The sequence below is a fragment of the Photobacterium aquimaris genome, from assembly GCF_002954455.1.
Lineage (GTDB): Bacteria > Pseudomonadota > Gammaproteobacteria > Enterobacterales > Vibrionaceae > Photobacterium > Photobacterium aquimaris.
Genome location: NZ_MSCC01000001.1, coordinates 755,177 through 775,131, shown reverse-complemented (window position 1 = coordinate 775,131; position 19,955 = coordinate 755,177). Strand labels below are relative to the sequence as shown.

General features: G+C 39.3%; 14 protein-coding genes and 1 pseudogene. 6 read left to right on the top strand and 9 right to left on the bottom strand.

The window, feature by feature from the left end; genetic code table 11:
- Nucleotides 1-234: 234 nt before the first annotated feature.
- Together BTN98_RS03385 and BTN98_RS03380 are read right to left on the bottom strand one after the other, a co-directional pair.
- Nucleotides 235-1,077: an META domain-containing protein gene (locus BTN98_RS03385; protein WP_060996616.1), complete on the bottom strand. Its 843-nt coding sequence runs from the start codon at nucleotides 1,075-1,077 to the stop codon at nucleotides 235-237.
- Between the two features lie 207 nt (nucleotides 1,078-1,284).
- Nucleotides 1,285-2,502: a CinA family nicotinamide mononucleotide deamidase-related protein gene (locus BTN98_RS03380; RefSeq protein ID WP_060996617.1), complete on the bottom strand. Its 1,218-nt coding sequence runs from the start codon at nucleotides 2,500-2,502 to the stop codon at nucleotides 1,285-1,287.
- 428 nt (nucleotides 2,503-2,930) lie between these two features.
- Here BTN98_RS03380 and tyrP point away from each other — a divergent pair, with 428 nt between their 5' ends.
- Nucleotides 2,931-4,136 carry a tyrosine transporter TyrP gene (tyrP, locus tag BTN98_RS03375; RefSeq protein ID WP_060996618.1) on the top strand — a complete coding sequence of 402 codons (1,206 nt, stop codon included), beginning with the start codon at nucleotides 2,931-2,933 and terminating at the stop codon, nucleotides 4,134-4,136.
- A 197-nt stretch (nucleotides 4,137-4,333) separates the two neighbouring features.
- Nucleotides 4,334-6,292: a putative bifunctional diguanylate cyclase/phosphodiesterase gene (locus tag BTN98_RS03370; protein WP_060996619.1), complete on the top strand. Its 1,959-nt coding sequence runs from the start codon at nucleotides 4,334-4,336 to the stop codon at nucleotides 6,290-6,292.
- Nucleotides 6,293-6,349: 57 nt separating this feature from the next.
- Here BTN98_RS03370 and BTN98_RS03365 read toward each other — a convergent pair whose 3' ends face one another.
- Together BTN98_RS03365 and cysB are read right to left on the bottom strand one after the other, a co-directional pair.
- Nucleotides 6,350-7,546 carry a methyltransferase gene (locus BTN98_RS03365; protein WP_060996620.1) on the bottom strand — a complete coding sequence of 399 codons (1,197 nt, stop codon included), beginning with the start codon at nucleotides 7,544-7,546 and terminating at the stop codon, nucleotides 6,350-6,352.
- A 125-nt stretch (nucleotides 7,547-7,671) separates the two neighbouring features.
- The gene (gene cysB, locus BTN98_RS03360) at nucleotides 7,672-8,646 is read right to left on the bottom strand and encodes an HTH-type transcriptional regulator CysB (protein ID WP_060996621.1); all 975 of its coding nucleotides are present in this window, start codon (nucleotides 8,644-8,646) and stop codon (nucleotides 7,672-7,674) included.
- A 500-nt stretch (nucleotides 8,647-9,146) separates the two neighbouring features.
- Between cysB and BTN98_RS03355 the strand changes: the two genes are divergently transcribed.
- Both BTN98_RS03355 and miaE read left to right on the top strand, forming a co-directional pair.
- On the top strand, nucleotides 9,147-9,908 hold the full coding sequence (locus BTN98_RS03355) for a hypothetical protein (RefSeq protein ID WP_060996622.1): 762 nt from the start codon (nucleotides 9,147-9,149) through the stop codon (nucleotides 9,906-9,908).
- Between the two features lie 91 nt (nucleotides 9,909-9,999).
- Entirely contained in the window at nucleotides 10,000-10,797 is a 798-nt protein-coding gene (miaE, locus tag BTN98_RS03350; protein ID WP_060996623.1) for a tRNA isopentenyl-2-thiomethyl-A-37 hydroxylase MiaE, read from the top strand.
- 88 nt (nucleotides 10,798-10,885) lie between these two features.
- Here miaE and topA read toward each other — a convergent pair whose 3' ends face one another.
- Nucleotides 10,886-13,537, bottom strand: coding sequence for a type I DNA topoisomerase (gene topA / locus BTN98_RS03345; protein ID WP_060996624.1), 2,652 nt, complete (start codon nucleotides 13,535-13,537; stop codon nucleotides 10,886-10,888).
- 616 nt (nucleotides 13,538-14,153) lie between these two features.
- Here topA and BTN98_RS03340 point away from each other — a divergent pair.
- Nucleotides 14,154-14,411, top strand: coding sequence for a YciN family protein (locus BTN98_RS03340; protein ID WP_060996625.1), 258 nt, complete (start codon nucleotides 14,154-14,156; stop codon nucleotides 14,409-14,411).
- 52 nt (nucleotides 14,412-14,463) lie between these two features.
- Here BTN98_RS03340 and sohB read toward each other — a convergent pair whose 3' ends face one another.
- Nucleotides 14,464-15,525, bottom strand: a complete 1,062-nt coding sequence (gene sohB, locus BTN98_RS03335; protein WP_060996626.1) for a protease SohB — start codon at nucleotides 15,523-15,525, stop codon at nucleotides 14,464-14,466.
- A 264-nt stretch (nucleotides 15,526-15,789) separates the two neighbouring features.
- Between sohB and BTN98_RS03330 the strand changes: the two genes are divergently transcribed.
- Nucleotides 15,790-16,560 (top strand): YciK family oxidoreductase, encoded by a 771-nt coding sequence (locus BTN98_RS03330; RefSeq protein ID WP_060996627.1) that lies wholly within the window; start codon nucleotides 15,790-15,792, stop codon nucleotides 16,558-16,560.
- 101 nt (nucleotides 16,561-16,661) lie between these two features.
- Here BTN98_RS03330 and rluB read toward each other — a convergent pair whose 3' ends face one another.
- The 3 genes and pseudogenes from rluB to rnm form a co-directional block, all read right to left on the bottom strand.
- Nucleotides 16,662-17,840, bottom strand: a complete 1,179-nt coding sequence (gene rluB, locus BTN98_RS03325; RefSeq protein WP_060996628.1) for a 23S rRNA pseudouridine(2605) synthase RluB — start codon at nucleotides 17,838-17,840, stop codon at nucleotides 16,662-16,664.
- Between the two features lie 305 nt (nucleotides 17,841-18,145).
- The gene (locus BTN98_RS03320) at nucleotides 18,146-18,766 is read right to left on the bottom strand and encodes an L-threonylcarbamoyladenylate synthase (RefSeq protein WP_060996629.1); all 621 of its coding nucleotides are present in this window, start codon (nucleotides 18,764-18,766) and stop codon (nucleotides 18,146-18,148) included.
- Nucleotides 18,763-19,655 (bottom strand): annotated as a pseudogene (rnm, locus tag BTN98_RS03315) (RNase RNM). The gene BTN98_RS03320 and the pseudogene rnm overlap by 4 nt, the downstream one beginning before the upstream one ends.
- Nucleotides 19,656-19,955 lie beyond the last annotated feature (300 nt).

The following is a 19,955-nucleotide window of genomic DNA, read 5'->3' as shown; positions in this document are numbered from 1 at the left end:
TTATCACTGTCGTATATCGAAACAAGTATAATTTAAAATTTTAATGTCGGTTTATTTGTTAATGATATATTTGAATGTTTAATTTCACATATGGAAAAAATAAACTTTTTTTTGCGCATTTTAAATATATAAACTATGTCACTACTTTTTTATTTATCATTCAAAGACTAATAAGCAAAAAAGCGTAAAAAAGAAAAATCTTTATTACGCTTGTGCTTATTTGTTATTGAAAATTTATTTTATTTTAAACGTCGCAATCGTGTTAGCATTATTATCTTTGACACTTAATATATCATTATTAATACTATAACTTGCAAATTCAGGTAATGCAGCTAGGAATGCTTGTTCTAATTCCATTCCTTCCATACACATTTTACGTGTTGATGCCGCTTGCCCTACTGTCAACGTTGATGACGTTTTCGCGGTTAATGTACCATGGAAATTATTACAGCCAGAAAAACCACTCACTGTATTTGTTGTTGTATCAAACTGAATAAAAGCATTATTACCACCAGCACCAGGTTGTACAGTTTGACCAGATAATGTCACTAATTGCCATTGTGGGCCTGCAAGTGTTGGTTGATCCGCTTGCGGTGTTGTGTTTTGAGCTGGTGCAACGCGATCTAGTTTAACTTCTAATGGCTGTTTTGCATCAACGGAAAATGGATCCATTGTTGCCGTTGAAGTCATAATTAATTTATTGTCGACCTTCACTGTTGCACGCACATTATAGCGGTGATTTGCTTTTATTTTATTTGCGTCATAATTTAACGTAACAGGATAAGGTGGTGCACCGGCAATATCCATTGATTCAGTACTCAATGTGACAGAGGGTGCATCTGCAAGAGATACATCTTCAAGCGCAACATTCAGCACCGCACCAGGTGGCAACATACGGCGATCTAAATAGATAACACTGATTTCTAATGGTTTCATATTGACTTGCTCTGCTTTAACGACTGCAGCTGGTTGCTGAGGTGCCTTTACTGTTGCTTCATTATCATTACAAGCTTGTAGCATTAGCGCCGATAAAATTACTGATGTCGCTAATACTACTTTTTTTAATTTAAAAGCCATTATTTTTCCTTAAATTTACATATGCTTATTTGCAGAAATTTGGTTATTTATTGCTGAGAAACTCATCATTGGGATTAGCACATTTTCAATCGTACTAGCAATGATTAGCTATCAATTTAATTGAATACTATCATTTATTTCCGCAATAATACAGCATTCAAAATAACAAAAAAAAGCCATCGATACTGTGGCTGGAAACGTTTTTAATTATAGAGTCTCAGTTGCGATACGATCTAATGATTCATAACAACCAAAGACTTCTTTATCTTGTAAATGGCGGCGTAACATATCAAACATAACCGTTGCTATAATCCAACGTCGATTATAATTGTTGTATTGACGTTTAAAAACCAACTGCTGACACCAGCAACCATCAGGCGTTGTAAGACCCAGCATAAAGCTACCGTCAGTGGATGACGGCCCGGTTGTTAGGGTATAAGTTGCTGGCGCATGTAAATGTAATCGTTGAGCGCGTAATGCAATTAATGTTGATAATTCTTCCGCTTCAGCATGATCATCTATGTTATCGGCCATAACCTCACTAACAGCAAGTTTTGTGCTCAATGCTGGTACATCTTGAAGCCAATTAATCGCAAACCCACCAGAACTTTGTTCTGATAATGCTAACGACGCCTGTTGAGGTAATAAACTCGCAATCGTCTCGAGTAACGGACCCCCTTCACCAACGATATTGTCTCCAAGTAACGCTGTCATTTGTGATAACAGCGCAGTTACTTGTATGCCATTTTGAGGAGCAAATAACTTAATTTCAATAAAAGGCAACGATGAGCGATAGCCCAAGCTATATCCATCTGGCAATATCAATACTTGAAAAAGATCACTGATGCTAGACTCTGACAATCCATAAGTATAAAGACGATGGCAAACCTTGCTATCTACCACATTAAACATAGTCTGTAGCCGCGGTAATATCTGATCCTTTACCATGACCTTAAACTCACTTGGTACTCCTGGTGTAAAAAACAGCCATGCTCGATTTAATTGCATCATAAAACCGCAAGCTGTACCGACAGGATTATCAATTAATTTAGCACCTTCAGGTAGCATTGCCTGTTTAAGGTTCGCATCAGGCATTACTCGCCCGAGTTGCTGATATTTCGTTGTCATTTCAGCAACCCAAGCGTCGGACTGTTCAAGTCCAACATTAGCTGCCATTGCTGCAGATGCAGCTGTCAAATCGTCCGATGTTGGTCCTAAACCACCATTTACGATCACAATATCAGCACTTAAACTACACATCTCAATTTCTTTCGCCAATGCTTCATAATCATCACCCACCGTCACTCGGCGTGTCATTGCAAAACCTTGCTCGAAAAACAATGCTGATAACCATGCAGCATTTGTATCTGCAATATCACCATACAGTACTTCTTCACCAGTACTGATCATCACTATATTAAGCATGGTTGTTATTCCCTATAAAAACTTGATTATTAAATACAGTTTATGCCTAACCTGAAATCATAGATAGAATATTATGCATTGACTTTATTATCGATTATTTATCATTCAATAACCACAACCTGTAAGTAAAAGTTTACACAATAAAGATAAGTTGACAGTTATACGCTCTATGGTTAATGTAGCCGCTAACAGCAACGCTGAAACCTTGTTAATTTGTTATTTTATCTAGTCAAGAGAGATTTAAAGTGCGAAATATTCATCCTAATACTGCCTATCGATAGCCACAGTGGCTCAATCTAGGTGTAAACATTTTAAAACACTTCATCTCGATTATGCCGCTGTGGCCTGCTTTTATATATAGGGAGCGACCACAGGTGTATTTATACCCCCTCCCACGTACATTTTTTTCCTCAGGGAGTGACATAATCATGTCTTTAAATAAAACATTCGGCAGTATGCTGATCATTGCAGGCACCACCATTGGTGCAGGTATGCTAGCCCTTCCTCTTGCATCAGCAGGATTAGGCTTTGCAACTGCAACAATCATCATGATCGCTATTTGGGCATTAATGACCTACACCGCATTATTAATGCTGGAAGTTCATCAACACGCGGATCCCTCTTCAACTTTAAACACCTTGGCATATCAATTATTAGGTCGTAAGGGTCAAACTATCGCAACATTAGCGATGTTCTTCTTGTTTTACGCATTATGCGCTGCTTACATTGCAGGCGGTGGAAGCCAATTAAGTGAAAAAATCTCCACTTGGACAGGAACAACAATTGCGCCTCAAATAGGGGCTGTTATTTTTACGGTTGCTATAGCTAGTGTGGTATCAATCGGCACGCACAGTGTTGATATGGTTAATCGTATTCTTTTCACAGCAAAAGTAGTAGCGCTTGCGGTTATGCTTGGATTATTACTACCACATGTTCAGGGACAACATTTGGTTGAAATGCCGATCGAAAAAGGATTAATTCTGTCTGCATTGCCAGTAATTTTCACATCATTTGGTTTTCATGGCAGTATTCCTTCCATTGTTCGATACATAGGAATTGATATTAAGGCCTTGAGAAAAATCATGATCTTTGGTTCTGCATTACCATTAATGGTGTACATTTTATGGCAATTAGCTAGCCAAGGCATTATGGGACAACCACAATTAATAGCTAACACGACATTAGGCGCATTCATTGGTAGTTTAAGTCAATTACTGCATAATCCTATGGTCGGTCAGTCGGTCTCTATTTTTGCAGATCTTGCATTAGCGACTTCATTCCTTGGTGTGAGCTTAGGACTATTTGATTTTCTGGCTGATACCCTTAATCGTGGTAACCATCTAGCAGGTCGTGGACAAACGGCTTTAATTACATTTTTACCGCCGCTCGCTTTTGCTGTGTTTTACCCACAAGGGTTTATTATGGCACTCGGTTATGCCGCTATTTCATTAGTTATTTTAGCAATATTCTTACCAGTCGCGATGGTTAGAGCACAACGTAAGACTGTTAAGAATCAGTCAGCTTATGTAGTAAAAGGCGGCTCGCTGGCTTTAGGTATTGTCACTATTATCGGCATAATTATTATTGCTGCACAGTTATTACAAATGATTGGAATAATACCCGCTGTCGGTTAATGGTTTAATAATATCGTCATATAAAAATGCGGCTATAGATAGCCGCATTTTTATTCACAACCACGGTTAAATATCCGTCAATTAAATGTAAGAACGTGAACTAATATCACTTAGTTATCATTAATGTATGTTTAACCTGTATTATTTCCGCTATCCTCACTTAAATTAACACCTTAATAAAAAGAAAGAAGTTGGAGATGGATCCTTTCTCACCTCTACATTATCTTCAAAATCCAATTTGGGTCTTTGATGTTGATAATAAAAAAATCCTATGGGCAAATGATAAATCACTCCCTTTGTGGGAAGCTGCATCGATTGATGAGCTCTTAGAACGTGATTTAGGTCAAGATATGTCAGCTGCAGCTGGTGCAACACTATTAGAATACCAACATGCCTTTAAATCAAACAAAACCATTAAAACTTGGTGGCGTTTCAATCCCAAAAAGATCACTAAAAACATGCTGTGTTTATTTTCAGGGATCCCGCTTGATGATGGCCGTATCGCAATGTTGGTTGAGGTGATTGCAGATGAATCATCGCTACGCCGTGATCTTGCGTTTTCTGACTGTTCAAATTTAGCACTTCTTTTTAATGATGTTGGTCGTTTTATCAGCGCTAACGATGCTTTTGCAAGTCACTTCAGTAATAAATTAAGCGACCTTTCGGAGTTCATTGGCGATACTGACATTGCCAAAAAATGGCTCGAGGATGCAAAAAAAAATAATCACTTCAAGTGCAGTCGCTTATGTTGGACGGGACAACGTCATCATTGGTTTGATATTGAAGCTAAATGGCTAAGCGATAATTCACAGTTATTACTGCAACTGGTTAATGTCACTAAAGATAAAGAAAAGCTCAATCAAGAAAAATACAATGCTGATCATGATTATCTAACCGGACTAATGAATCGTCGCGGTGTATCTGCTGCACTAAAAGCGAGTCATCATCACTTATCACACTATAGCCTACTGTTTCTTGACCTTGACGGGTTTAAACTTGTTAACGATTCTTATGGCCATGCCGCAGGAGATAAATTACTGCGTGCTGTTGCAATACGACTGTTAAATATTGTCAAAGACAGAGGACTCGTGGCACGCTTTGGTGGTGATGAGTTTATTATTCAAATCGAGAAGCGTAATTATACCACTCTCGCTTATTTTGCTAATCAAATAATAGAAACATTAAATCGACCATTTCATATTAAAGATATTGGTGAACTTTCAATTAGCTGTAGTATAGGTACATCCAACTATCCTGATGACGCCAATAATTTTGATACTCTCGTCACTCAAGCAGATATGGCAATGCACCGCGCAAAACAGCGAGGCCGTAATTGTTATTATCCTTTTTTACAAGAAATGGCAGATGCGTTATATCGTAAAATGACCCTGCGTCACCATTTATCTCAAGCAATTGAAAATAATGATTTTGAGTTATATTACCAACCTATTATTGACTTAAATACACAACAACTAAAAGGTTTTGAAGCACTGATCCGTTGGTACGATGAATCATTAGGTCAAGTTTCACCGGCTGAATTTATTCCATTAGCAGAAGAAACGGGACAAATTGTGCCGCTAGGATTATGGATTTTACACAGCGCTTGCCAGCAATTAGCCTATTGGACTCAGCATTATCAGCAGCCTTTTATTATCAGTATCAATTTATCACGCGCACAATTGCAACCGACTTTAGCGCAAACTATTGAGCAGATGATCTTTCAATATAATATAAACCCATCATTACTTGCATTAGAAATCACAGAATCAGCCATGCTCCAAGATTACTGTGAAACCAAACCGTGTTTAGATGCGCTTGCAGCGATGGGAATTGAGTTATATTTAGATGATTTTGGTACTGGCTATTCATCCCTATCACAGTTACATGATCTACCAATCAGTACGGTTAAACTTGATCAAAGTTTTGTGCAAGGTGAACATACAAGCAGCAAAGTTATTATTGAAGCGACAAAAGCCATTTGCGAGAAATTGAACTTAAAAATTGTGGCTGAGGGCGTTGAAACACGTGCACAACTTGATTATATCAACCAATGTGGTTTTGATTATTGTCAGGGATATTTCTTTAGTAAACCCATGCCCGTTGATGAACTTGAGCAGAAATATTTTCACCCTAAATTAATTAATATATTGGCTTAAATTAGTCATTAAATACTTTCCCTATCACCTAGTGATAGGGAATCGTTCATGGTTAAGTTACAAATCACCACGCTCCGCATGAATTAATACATTACGCGGAGTGATTGGCTTATCACAAAAAGAGCCGATCACGACGTTATAACCTTGCTCCTCCAGAAAACATGCACGATCAAGTACTAGCCACATTTCCAATGGCCGACGAAATAATTGTCGAACAAGCTCCATTCTTTCAGTAATAGCAAACCGCTGTTCACCTTGACGCTGCCAATACTCAAAATCAATATTTAAAGGTAAATCAAGGCCTTTTTTTGCAGCAGCCCACTGACAAAACGCTTCAAAACCCTGTGTAAGTAAGGCTTTTTGTACATTTGGCACCGCTAGATAAGTATCAGTTTGGTTGAGCTCTCTTTGTAATAAATCAAACCCTAACCGAAAACTCACTTCCACAAATCGTAGTTGTCTTACGCGATTACCCGCCGTAACCGTTTCTTGTAACGGCAGCCGTAAATCATGTTTCGATAACACTAATGCACTTGTTTTTGCTGCTGTAGACATAGGTTGATAATGCGATTGCCGAATTAAATGGTAACAGCAAGGTGAAATGCTCACTGCGGCCCCTTTTTTAGCCGCTACACGTTGCAATAATGAAACATGTAAATCTCCACAAGCATGCAAGGCAACTGCATGTTGCTGTTGAACAATCGCGGTATTACTCTCAATACTAAACGCATCTGCATGAACAAAATTAATGTCTAACTGTAATTGTTTTGCAGCTTGCTCACCATCAACACATAATTGCTGTTGCCACTCAAGACTCGTAACTGGTTGCTGATGGGATGCAGCGAGCACACGTCCAAGGTAGCCTTTACCAGCACACCACTCTAGCCATGGTAAACCTAGTCGCGGTAACACTTCATTAAAAGCGGTAATTTGTTGCCACTTTCGCCCCGGAATACCACTATCAAAACCTTGTGGTACCGAACGCTCAGTTCGCACTAACGGTGATACTTCAGCTGCAATTTGGGTTAACTGTTCAGCATCTTTAATCCATGGCAGTAATGCTGTTGTTAATGCATGAATATCCTGACTTAATAATTGTAATTGGCTGTCATCAATACTCATTAGCCATTGACAAAATTGTGGGTTTTGCTGCCAAACAAATCCACGCTCAGCAAAAGGCATAAACTGCCAAAATTGGCAATTGCTCACCAACAATGCATCAAGACGATGAAAAAGCTCAACGTAGTTAGACATAAACAACCATTTACTCACCAAAAAATTGGAGGCTAGTGTATACCAAGCTCACGTATGAGGCATTAACCAAATAAAAAAACCGCTATCACTAGCGGTTTATGTTGTGTTTACAATAATATTTGCGGTTATCTAATCGGTAAATCCATTGAGGCAAACATCTCGTTTATTTCTGCGGAATTTTTTAATCCAATCGCTTGGTCAACCACATTACGCGTAAGATGCGGTGCAAAACGCTCCATAAAATCATACATATAAGAGCGTAAGAATGTACCTTTCTTAAAGCCTATCATTGTCGTACTTGATGCGAAAATATGGCTTGCATCAATCGCGACTAAATCATGATCAGCATCAGTATCGATTGCCATACTTGCAATAACACCAACCCCAATTCCTAAACGCACGTAAGTTTTAATCACATCAGCATCTGTCGCAGTAAAAACAATCCTTGGCGTTAAACCTGAACGATTAAAGGCACTATCCAACTCAGAACGTCCGGTGAAACCAAACACATAAGTGACTAATGAATATGCGGCTAAATCATGAATAGTGATCATTTCTTTCGCCGCAAGCGGGTGATCTTTGCGTACCACAATGGAACGATTCCAATAATAACAAGGCAACATAATCATATCTTGGTATAGATGTAATGCTTCAGTTGCTATTGCAAAATCAGAACTACCTTTACCGACAGCATCTGCAATTTGCGCTGGCGTTCCTTGATGCATGTGCAGTGAAACTTTAGGAAAACGATGTGTAAAACCTTGAATAACTTGCGGCAGTGCATAACGCACTTGTGTATGGGTCGTCGCAATATTCAACGTTCCCATTTCAGGGTGAGTGTGCTCACCAGCAACCGCTTTAATGCTCTCAACGCGCGATAAAATATCTCGCGAGATACGCACTATCTCTTCACCTGCAGAGGTTACTTTGGTTAAATGTTTACCACTACGTTCAAAAATTTGAATGCCGAGTTCATCTTCCAATAACCGCACTTGTTTACTAATACCAGGTTGAGAGGTATACAAACTCTCTGCCGTTGATGACACATTAAGGTTATGATTTACGACCTCAACGATATAGCGTAATTGTTGTAATTTCATGGTCTCGCCCAATCAATAATCCGTTACCTTTCACACTGTTCCATAAACTCATCCACTGATTTTTATGTCAAAGCATGATCGTGCAACCATGTAATAAATATTTTATATATTGAATTAGCCCCGTTTCATAGTTTTTATTTACTTTTAGTCATAAAAAATACCATTCAACCACCGTATAAGTATAAGAGCATGTACTAATTACGCACTAGCATTAGAGACTTAGTCATATTAAATAGAAACTAATAAAGGGAATAAATAAGAATGTCTGTAATCTACGCTGTTATCTTAGCTTTTAATTCTCTTAAAATAGCATCACATTCGTGTTGTAATTCTGCATCTTGAAGTAACACCAGAACAAAAACAAAGCATTTGATCTAAAAAGCCACATCTTTCTCTACAACGTTATTAAGTTAGCATTTTTTACTAACAAACTACCACTAAACAACGAGATAGTGTATCTTCCTTAGTTATATATTAACCATAAAAGATAGTAAAATTTTATGAGTGTCCCTCTTGTTATTGGTTTAATCAGTCTTCTACTCATTTTAATTATTGGTTACAGCGTAATCATCCAATATCGCCAGCGACTAGAAAGTGCAAAACAACAAGAACTGGCTAAACAAGTTGCTATCATTGATGCAACTGAAGAGCTCATAAGTAATGCCAGTCACTTACCTTACAGTAAAGAATTATTAGTCTGCCTTAATAAACGTATTCTTTATGCGCTAGAAAGCATTGCTGAAATAAATACTAAAGATAGAACATTAAAACAACGTATTCAGCATGTTAGCGAACAATTAACGTATTTAGAAACCCATTTTGATCAAACTAATGTGGTGCAGTTTCAAGTGCCGAACTCCGATCGACAAGCGATTGGCATGTTACAATTAGTTAAGCGCTTAAAAAGCGTTTTAAAAGGTGAGCATGGTAAAGGCCGTATCGCAACCCAAGCTTATGTGCAAGAAAATACCCGTCTCGATAATATGCAATTGCGCATCAATATTGAAAATGTGGTTAAACGTGCAAATGATGCACGCTTAAAGCGCCAATTTGGTACCGCTAAGCAACTGCTCAAAAAAGGTATTGATGTTTTATCATCGCGCAATGATAGCTACGCCACTAAAGCTCTGCAAAAACTACAATATATGTTGAATGAGATCGACAATAATATGAGCGTAAGTAGCGAACAAGAACGCCAACAGTTACTTGATAAAGATAACGATGAATTAGATGTATTATTCCAACCAAAGCGGAAATGGTGATCTGATTCGCTTTGGCTTAAAATAAGCCAACGACAAAGGTCGCAATTGCGACCTTTTTTTATGCCTTCAATAACAATAAAAAGAACATCTTATGGATAATACTCAGCAAATGATTAATACGCTGCTTAAACCGATTAATCAGTTTCTTCAATGTGAAACCCCTGATGGCTGGATTGAAGAAGCCCGTCAACCAGAAAATCTCACTGCATTATTAGTCGATCACTGTAATTGCGAGTTAAAGGCTAGCCAAACTGCGATGTTTATGGTGCGTAAATACGCCGTTGATAAAGCCAGTGGTGCAGCATTGATGGCATGGGCGAAACCTTATGAAGATTTTGTTTACGGCGGAAATGAGCGTTCAGCCACTGATTTTCACAGTAAGAAAAATGGTTTACTGGCCCCATTAACACCACGCAGTGATTTTGCTCATGGATCAGAGCTAATAGATAAAATGGTGCGGTTAATTAAAGAAGAATTCCATCATTTTGAGCAGGTACTTGAGATCATGGATAAACGTGATATTGCTTACCATAATCTTCATGCTGGACGTTATGCTAAAGGCTTAATGAAAGCGGTTCGCACCCATGAGCCTGCAACCTTAATTGATAAGCTTATTGTTGGTGCCTATATTGAAGCACGTTCTTGTGAACGATTCGCTAAACTTGCACCTTATTTAGATCCAGAGCTAAGAAAATTCTATATTTCATTATTGCGTTCAGAAGCGCGTCATTATCAAGACTATCTAACACTTGCAGAAAAGATTGCGGGTAAAAATATTGCTGATCGTATTCGTATTATTGGTGAGAAAGAAGCAGAGTTAATTCTAGCGCCCGATGATACTTTCCGTTTCCACAGTGGAGTTCCTGTTATGGCTGTTTGTAGTGCTTAAACCAAACATTAACTCACGCTACAACAGCGATTAAAAAACAAAAAACCGCCCAATTAGGCGGTTTTTTTAAATCTAACAAAAGAGGCTATTACTCTTCTTCAGTTGATTTTTCTTTTTTCGGTTTCTTACGCTTGTCGGTAATTTCCCACTTGCCGTCCACAAATAGACCAGTCCAGCCTGTTGGCTTTCCGTCTACTTCTGAGCGCACGTAATTCTCTTTGGTTTTACGAGAAAAACGAATAACTGTTGGTAACCCATCAGGGTCAGCAACTGGCGCATCGGTTAAATATAAGAACTTAGGCGATAAACGTTCTTTAAAGCGAACCAACTCCTCCACTAATGGCGCACGTGTTTCACGCGACTTAGGGAAAGTACTCGCTGCCATGAACAAGCCAGAAGCACCATCACGTAATACAAAGTACGCATTAGTGTCTTGTGTACATGGAATTTCTGGTAAATGTACTGGATCTTCTTTTGGTGGCGCAACTTCGCCATTCTTGAGGATCTTACGAGTGTTCTTACACTCTTCGTTAGTACAACCCATGTACTTACCAAAACGACCGTTTTTGAGTTCCATATCAGAACCACACTTATCGCATTCAATCAGTGGGCCTTCGTAGCCTTTAAGCTTGAACTCACCTTTTTCGACAATGTAACCATCACAACTTGGGTTATTACCACAAACATGCAGTTTACGATCTTGGTCAATTAAGTAAGCATCCATTGCTGTACTACAAATAGGACAACGTTTCTTGGCACGTAATGCTGCCGTTTCAACATCTTCCTCAAGTACATTAACAATGCCTTCTTCACTGCCTAAGTTAATCGTCGTTTTACAGCGCTCTTTTGGCGGTAAGGCATAACCTGAACAGCCTAAGAACACGCCTGTCGATGCGGTACGAATACCCATCGGACGAGAACATGTTGGACATTGAATGTCAGTCAGTACGATATTGTTAGGTTGCATACCGCCTTCTGATTCATCTAACTCAGCTTTTTTAAGCTCAGCAGTAAAATCAGAGAAGAACTCATCCAGTACCTTCTTCCAGTTTTTCTCACCTTCAGCGATTTTATCAAGATTACCTTCCATACGGGCAGTAAAATCAAAATCCATCAGGTCAGGAAAACTGTTATCTAGACGGTCAGAAACAATCTCACCCATCTTTTCAGCATAAAAACGACGCTGATCAACACGTACATAACCACGATCTTGAATGGTTGAAATAATCGACGCATACGTTGATGGACGACCAATGCCACGCTTTTCAAGTTCTTTAACCAATGCAGCTTCTGTAAAGCGTGCTGGCGGCTTAGTAAAGTGTTGTTTAGGCTCAAGCTGCTCTAACTTCAGTACGTCACCTACGTTAACTTCAGGTAATGTTGTATCTTCATTTTTACCTGATGGGCGCTGTACTAATGTCCAACCTGCAAAACGTAATGTACGGCCTTTCGCTTTCAGCAAGAAATCACCTGCCTTAACGTTGATCGTACTTGAGTCATATTTTGCTGGCATCATTTGACAAGACACAAATTGACGCCAAATTAAGTCATACAACTTAACCGCATCTTGATCCATGCCTTCTAAATTTTCAGCTTTTACTTCTACGTTTGAAGGACGAATCGCTTCGTGCGCTTCTTGGGCATTTTTCTTACTGCCATACACATTGGCATTTTCAGGTAAATACTCATTACCATACTCATTACCAATCAGCTCACGTGCCGCTTCAACCGCTTCTTTTGAAAGGTTGGTTGAGTCAGTACGCATGTAAGTAATATAACCGGCTTCATATAAGCGCTGTGCAAGGCCCATGGTGCGTTTAACACCATAACCTAGACGTGTACTTGCCGCTTGCTGTAATGTCGAGGTGATATAAGGCGCAGATGGCTTACTGCTGGTTGGGCGATCTTCTCGCTCAATCACTTCATACGCTGCTTTTTCAAGTAGCGCATGCGCTGCCATCGTATCGACTTTATTTTCAGGACGGAATGATTTACCCGCCTGTTGTGCGACCATTAACCGTAGTGCATTTTTGCCTACCGTTAGTGTGTCCGCATGAATATCCCAAAATTCTTCAGGATCAAACGCATTGATTTCATGCTCGCGCTCAACAATCAGCTTTACTGCTACTGATTGGACTCGACCCGCAGATAGCCCGCGTGCCACTTTTTTCCACAATAGTGGCGATACCATGAAGCCAACAACACGATCGAGGAATCGACGTGCTTGTTGTGCATTCACACCATCAATATTCAATTCACCAGGCTGTTCAAATGCTTGTTGAATAGCATTTTTGGTGATTTCGTTAAATACAACTCGTTTGTAGCGTGATTCATCGCCGCCGATGATCTCACGAAGGTGCCACGCAATGGCTTCTCCTTCGCGGTCCAAATCCGTTGCGAGGTAAACAAAGTCAGCATCTTCTGCTAATTTTTGAAGTTCACTAACGACTTTTTCTTTGCCAGGAAGTATTTCGTAATGCGCATTCCAATCATCATAGGGATCAACACCCATCTTGCTGATTAACGCTTTACGATCTTTCTTCTTTTTAATCGCCGCTTTCTCTTCAACACTCAACCCTTTAGTCGATGTTGCTGCCGCTTTTTTGCCGCCACTGCGGGCGCCCGTTGGCAAATCACGTACGTGACCAACGCTTGATTTTACAATGAAATCCTTACCCAAGTACTTATTGATTGTTTTCGCCTTGGCTGGGGACTCCACGATAACGAGAGATTTACCCATAATGACCCTATTACGTCCTCGTGCTCGCTAATACTAAAAATATAAATAACTGCTTAGCTAATCATTAGCGCCACAACATTCGACCAATCTCATTAAGTCACTAATCGAAAAATCTAAGAGCAGTGAATTAATATGATGAGTTCCAATTTGATAATGATACATATTTGCAATTAATTATTGCACTTCATTTACGTAAAATACTCTTTACATATTGGGCTAGAAAACAAGAAGGTCAACTGCTTTTTAATTTATTTCGTCTATTTGGTTGCAGCTTCCGCAATTGTTATTAACTTGTAAATATGTTCTAAGCTTAATTTAATCCATTTACAACGTACTGATTATCAAGGTGATAAAATCATAATTTACCTTATAGGACAATCACTTTGATGGTTTATCGCTACTGTAATAACATAAAACTACGTTATCATTACCATCTATATAGAAGCATTTTATCCGTTTTAGTAAATTTTCTTGCATCTAATCACAATATCACTTTTTTTAATGCTAATTAATGTTGGAATCTGAATAGATATTAACCAACTGACAATCCTGTTATTTGTTTTCTGACACCAACTTACTTAGACTGTTATTATTTTACTATTGATGAGTATTAATCATGGCTAATAAAGTTGAAATTTCGATCAATGAGCTATTAATGATCGCCAACCAAATCATTCAAGATCACAAAGATTATATTGAAGGTATGCGCGCAACATCTGTAACAGAAAAAGACGGCGTATTGATCTTTAAAGGTGAATATTTCCTTGATGAAGACGGCTTACCAACCGCTAAAACAACGGCTGTCTTTAATATGTTCAAATTCCTTGCTCATAAATTATCGCCAGAATTTACCCTTAGTACACTACTGGTTTAAATCAAAAAAACCCGCAATGATTGCGGGTTTTTTCTTAGTCCATTAGCGATAGTTACATAAAAGGACGCTGACCACGTGCAACCCACTTCATGAGTAATGTATCAGCAGCTTCACTTGATGCCCCTGATAACTTTTCAATCAACTTCTTGCGACGTACATATTTAACTTGCAGCACTTCACGTGCCTTACACGCTTCAGTGATCAAATCATCACTGGTGCTAATCTGATCCACTAAGCCTAATTCAAGTGCTTGTTGACCAAACCAATGCTCACCCGTTGCTACTCTATTAAGATCCAGTTCTGGACGATGAACAGCAATAAATTGTTTAAATAAGCCGTGAGTTTCTTCAATTTCTTCTTTGAATTTTTCACGGGCTTTATCGGAGTTTTCACCAAACATTGTTAAGGTACGTTTAAACTCACCTGCAGTAATTTGTTCAAACTCAATATCGTTTTTCTTCAATACCTTACTGAAATTTGGTAACTGTGCAATCACACCAATTGAGCCCACAATAGCAAACGGAGCAGAGACGATTTTATCAGCTACACACGCCATCATATAACCACCACTTGCTGCAACTTTATCAACCGCAATCGTTAGTGTAATACCCGCCGCTTTTAAGCGATCAAGTTGTGATGATGCTAAACCGTATGCATGTACCATACCGCCGCCCGTTTCTAAGCGTAATAGTACTTCATCACCTTCAATAGCAATGGCTAAGATAGCACTAATCTCTTGGCGTAACGATGACACTTCACGCGCATCAATACTGCCATGAAAATCAATCACAAATAAACGTGGCTCACGCGTTGTGGTTAAATTGCCATTTTTTACAGCTTGTTTTATTTCATTTTGACGCGCTTTATCATGTTCTTTATCTAATTTTTTATCTGCCTTATCACGTGCTTTTAGTAACGCTTTATCAAATAAATGTGATTCTAACTGCTCAACGGTCTCTTTATATTGCTCAGTTAAATCAATCACCTCAAGTTCACCTTTTTGTGAACCATGACGACCATTTAATGCTTTTGCCAACACCAACACGCCAACAATCGCAATAACGACTGTTGCAATTTTGGCGAAAAACAAACCATACTCAAACAAAAATTCCAATATTTAACCCTCTATTTGGCAACTAAAAGCGCCATAACTTATTGTAACTATGTTATTACTATCGTCGCTATGACTTCAATTTATTACGAAAATAAATCAAGCTCACCGTCACGATTTTCAAATAAATGTACGTTCTCTCAGAGTATAAATTCTGATATGTTTTAGTAGTAATCGATATTACAGCCAAGCTCAAGACTTGATGCGTTCTTCGACGAAAAAACAGTCAAATAACAACAAAAAGATATTATTTAAAAGGAAGCTACGGTGAATTATCAAATTGCTGCAAATAATTTAAAAGATCGAGTGATCTTAGTAACAGGTGCTGGTGATGGTATAGGTCGAGAAGCAGCACTTCAATATGCGGCTCATGGCGCCACAGTGATTTTATTAGGTCGAACTATCGCTAAACTTGAAGCCGTTTATGATGAAATAGAAACCAATGGCGGTAACCAGCCAGCAATTATACCGTTAGATTTAATGGGCGCGACCAAACAGCATTATCTTGATATGGCAGATACGATTAAGCAACAATTTGGCCGCTTAGACGGTGTATTACACAATGCTGGCCTGTTAGGCGCATTAAGCCCTATTGATCACATCGAAGAGTCTGTTTTTGATGATGTAATGCAAGTTAACGTAAAAGCGCAACTATTGTTAACTCAAGCTATTTTGCCGTTAATCAAGCAATCACCAGATGGTCGTATCATCTTTACCTCATCAACGGTTGGTCACAGTGGTCGTGCTTTTTGGGGAACCTATGCTATTTCTAAATTCGCCACTGAAGGCATGATGCAAGTATTAGCCGATGAGCTCAACGAGACGACTGTTAATGTCAATGCCATTAACCCAGGTGGTACGCGTACAGGCATGCGCGCGCAAGCGTTTCCTGCCGAAGACGCACGGTTACTTAAAACACCACTTGATATTATGCCACTGTATTTGTACCTCATGGGGCCTGAAAGTCGTCATGTTTCGGGGCAATGTATTGATGCTCAACCACAACGAAAACCAGGCATCAGTAGCGAAGAAGAATAATTCATTGGAGCTGTAATCTATAATAAATAACAGCGATAAAAAAGCCGACATCACTGTCGGCTTTTTAGTATTCATCATACGATGACACGGTTAGTCATATATTACTGACGTGTACGCGGCTTTGCTGGCTTATTCGCTAACGGGTTACGACGATTTGCCGCATTACCCGAAGGCTTACGCTTGCCAGATGCACTTTGTGGTTTATCTGATGCGTTATAAGGCTTCTTCGCATCATCTCTTGGCTTACCAGCAATATGTACTGGTTTACCTTGTGCGCGATCTGAACGAGGTTTCGCGTTATCACGACCTGTTGATGCAGGTTTCGCACGACCACGGCCACCACGTTGCTCTTGTTGTTGAGCGTCTGCCTCAGCATTACGGCTTGAACTTGATGGTGCACGACGATCATTGTTACGACCACGACGACCGCTAGGACCCGTTGTTTCAACACGCTCTTCGTGACGACGAACAGCACGACGAATCTGACGAATACCTTTTTTACGTTTCTGACCTTCAACCGTTAATACAGTTTCAGTTTCAGGTGGCAATTCTACTGTTGCACGTAGTTCGTTTACTTCTTTTAATTCAAGCTCGCTCCAACCACCACGAGGCATATCTTTTGTTAAGTAAACATCACCGTAACGAACACGTTTTAGACGACTTACAGTTACACCTTGTGAATCCCATAAACGACGAACCTCGCGGTTACGACCTTCTGTGATCACCACGTAGAAAGTATGATTCATACCTTCACCGCCAGAATAAACAACATCTTCAAAACGTGCGATGCCGTCTTCTAGCTCAACGCCTTTAACGACATTCTTTACCATTTGCTCGTTAACTTCACCAAATACACGTACCATGTATTCACGTTCAACAGTGCGGCTTGGGTGCATTAAACGGTTAGCTAATTCACCATCGGTAGTGAAAAGTAATAAACCCGATGTGTTAGCATCTAGACGACCAACAGAAACCCAACGACCTGTTGTAAGACGTGGTAGACGATCAAATACAGTACGACGGCCTTCTGGATCATGACGAGTACATAATTCACCTTCAGGCTTGTTGTAGGCCAAAATTCGACAGATTTCTTCATCTGACGAAATTAATGCAATGTTATGGCCATCAATACGTACGCTAACACTTAAATCTTCAAGACGATCGCCAAGTTTAGCAACTACACCATCAACGCTCACACGACCGTTTTGGATCATTAATTCGATTTCACGGCGTGAACCTTGGCCAGCACGCGCTAACACTTTTTGTAATTTTTCACTCATTATAAAAAACCTTTGTCGCCTTCACAGGCGTCGAAATTCTCATCAAAATGGCCATATAGTCATAGCTTTTTACGGCAAATTGCACGCTAAAAAAGTGATAATGGATAGTTGATGCGAATAGCAATAATTTGGATTCTAACCTGATAATGAACAATTTATCATGCTAGATATGTAGCCGATTATTATCGCAAATATATCGCTTATTTACCATAAAAATAGCGATAAAAAAACGTATCACAAACAATGTGATACGTTTATAAACCGCCTTCTTGCAACCAAGTAATTACGATATAAATTAAACGATTTTATTCAAATGGTGTAATATCACCAGCACCAACACGTACAATTTCAATCTCTCCATTACTAAAATCGATAACGGTTGTTGGTTGTTCACCAAGATATCCACCATGCATAATCAGATCGACAGCGTGCTCTAATTGATCACGAATTTCATCAGGATCTGCTTCTGTGGTGTCTTTGCCCGGTAAAATTAAACTGGTCGACATCATGGGTTCGCCTAATGCTTCTAACAATGCCAATGCAATATTGTTATCAGGTACACGAATACCGATTGTTTTCCGTTTTGCATTCATTAATCGACGCGGCACTTCTTTAGTACCTTTAAAAATAAAGGTATATGCGCCAGGGGTGTTATTTCTTAATAATCGAAATGCAATATTATCAACGCGGGTATACAGCGATAGTTCTGATAAATCACGACATAACAGAGTAAAGTTATGCTTATCATTTAAACGGCGAATCTGACATATACGCTCTAGTGCCTGTTTGTTTTCTATTTGGCAACCTAAGGCATAACCAGAATCTGTTGGATAAACAACAACGCCACCATTTTTGATGATTTCAACCGCTTGATTGATTAATCGCACTTGAGGTGTTTCTGGGTGTACATAAAAAAATTGACTCATTTATCCTCCTTCGAGGTAGATAACTCAGCAGTTATTTCTACCTCTACTCGCTTTTTCTCTACCGTCCAATCTTGCCACAGCGGTGACACATCTTTGGGTAACCACAAATTACGGCCAAGTTCAGTCCATGGTGATGGATAATGAAAATCAGACCCTTGTGAAGCGAGTAAATTATATTGAATGGCGTAATCCCCAAAGGTACGTCGTTCTTGCGGTGCTTGTTGTGGTTGAGCAACCTCTATGGCATCCCCTCCCGCTTCAATAAAGTGTTGAATTAAACGCTTTATCCATTTCGCTGTCATTTGATAACGGCCGGGATGGGCAATAACTGCTTGACCACCAGCAGCATGAATCACAGCAACAGCATCAGCAATCGAACACCAACTTGGTGGCACATAACCGGGATTACCACGGGTTAAGAATTTCTTAAACACCGCTTGCATTGTTTTGGCATAACCTTGATCAACTAACCAACGTGCAAAGTGCGCGCGTGTAATCGAAGCATCGCCTGCTAATGCCATTGCACCTTCAAAAGCACCTGGCATTTTATTTTTTCTAATCGTGCGCCAATCTCTTTTGCACGTTCAAGCCGATGAGCTGCTTGGGCGCTAATAAACGAAATTAACTCAGGATGACTGGGATCTATATTAAGCCCAACGATATGAATATCAAAGTTTTGCCACACCGTTGATATCTCAATACCGTTAATTAATGTAATCGGTAATTGATCTTGTTCGATAACCGCATGCGCTTGTGCTAACCCATCAATGGTATCGTGATCAGTAATTGCCAACACATCAACCCGCATTTCAACAGCGCGTCGAACAAGATCTTGCGGCGATAAGCGGCCGTCTGACGCTGTAGTATGACAATGTAAATCAAACAACATAACTTTACTTCTTGACTTTATTTTCATGAACTAGTTTACTAGTACGTAATTACTAAGCAAGGATTATTCATCTTATTAACCATTGCCTTTAGCTAGTTTAAACCAATTCACAGCTATCTACCTCGATAAACCTTGGCGATAGCAGCAGACAAATTGGATAGCGTTATGTTACAGCAAATTAAGCGTCAACAATCGACTTTATTCATACTAGGTCGATGATTGAGTTGTGTATTATAACTGTAAAATACCGTAACAATTTATCATTTTATATTAGCTAGCTATCACCTTGAATTTTTCATC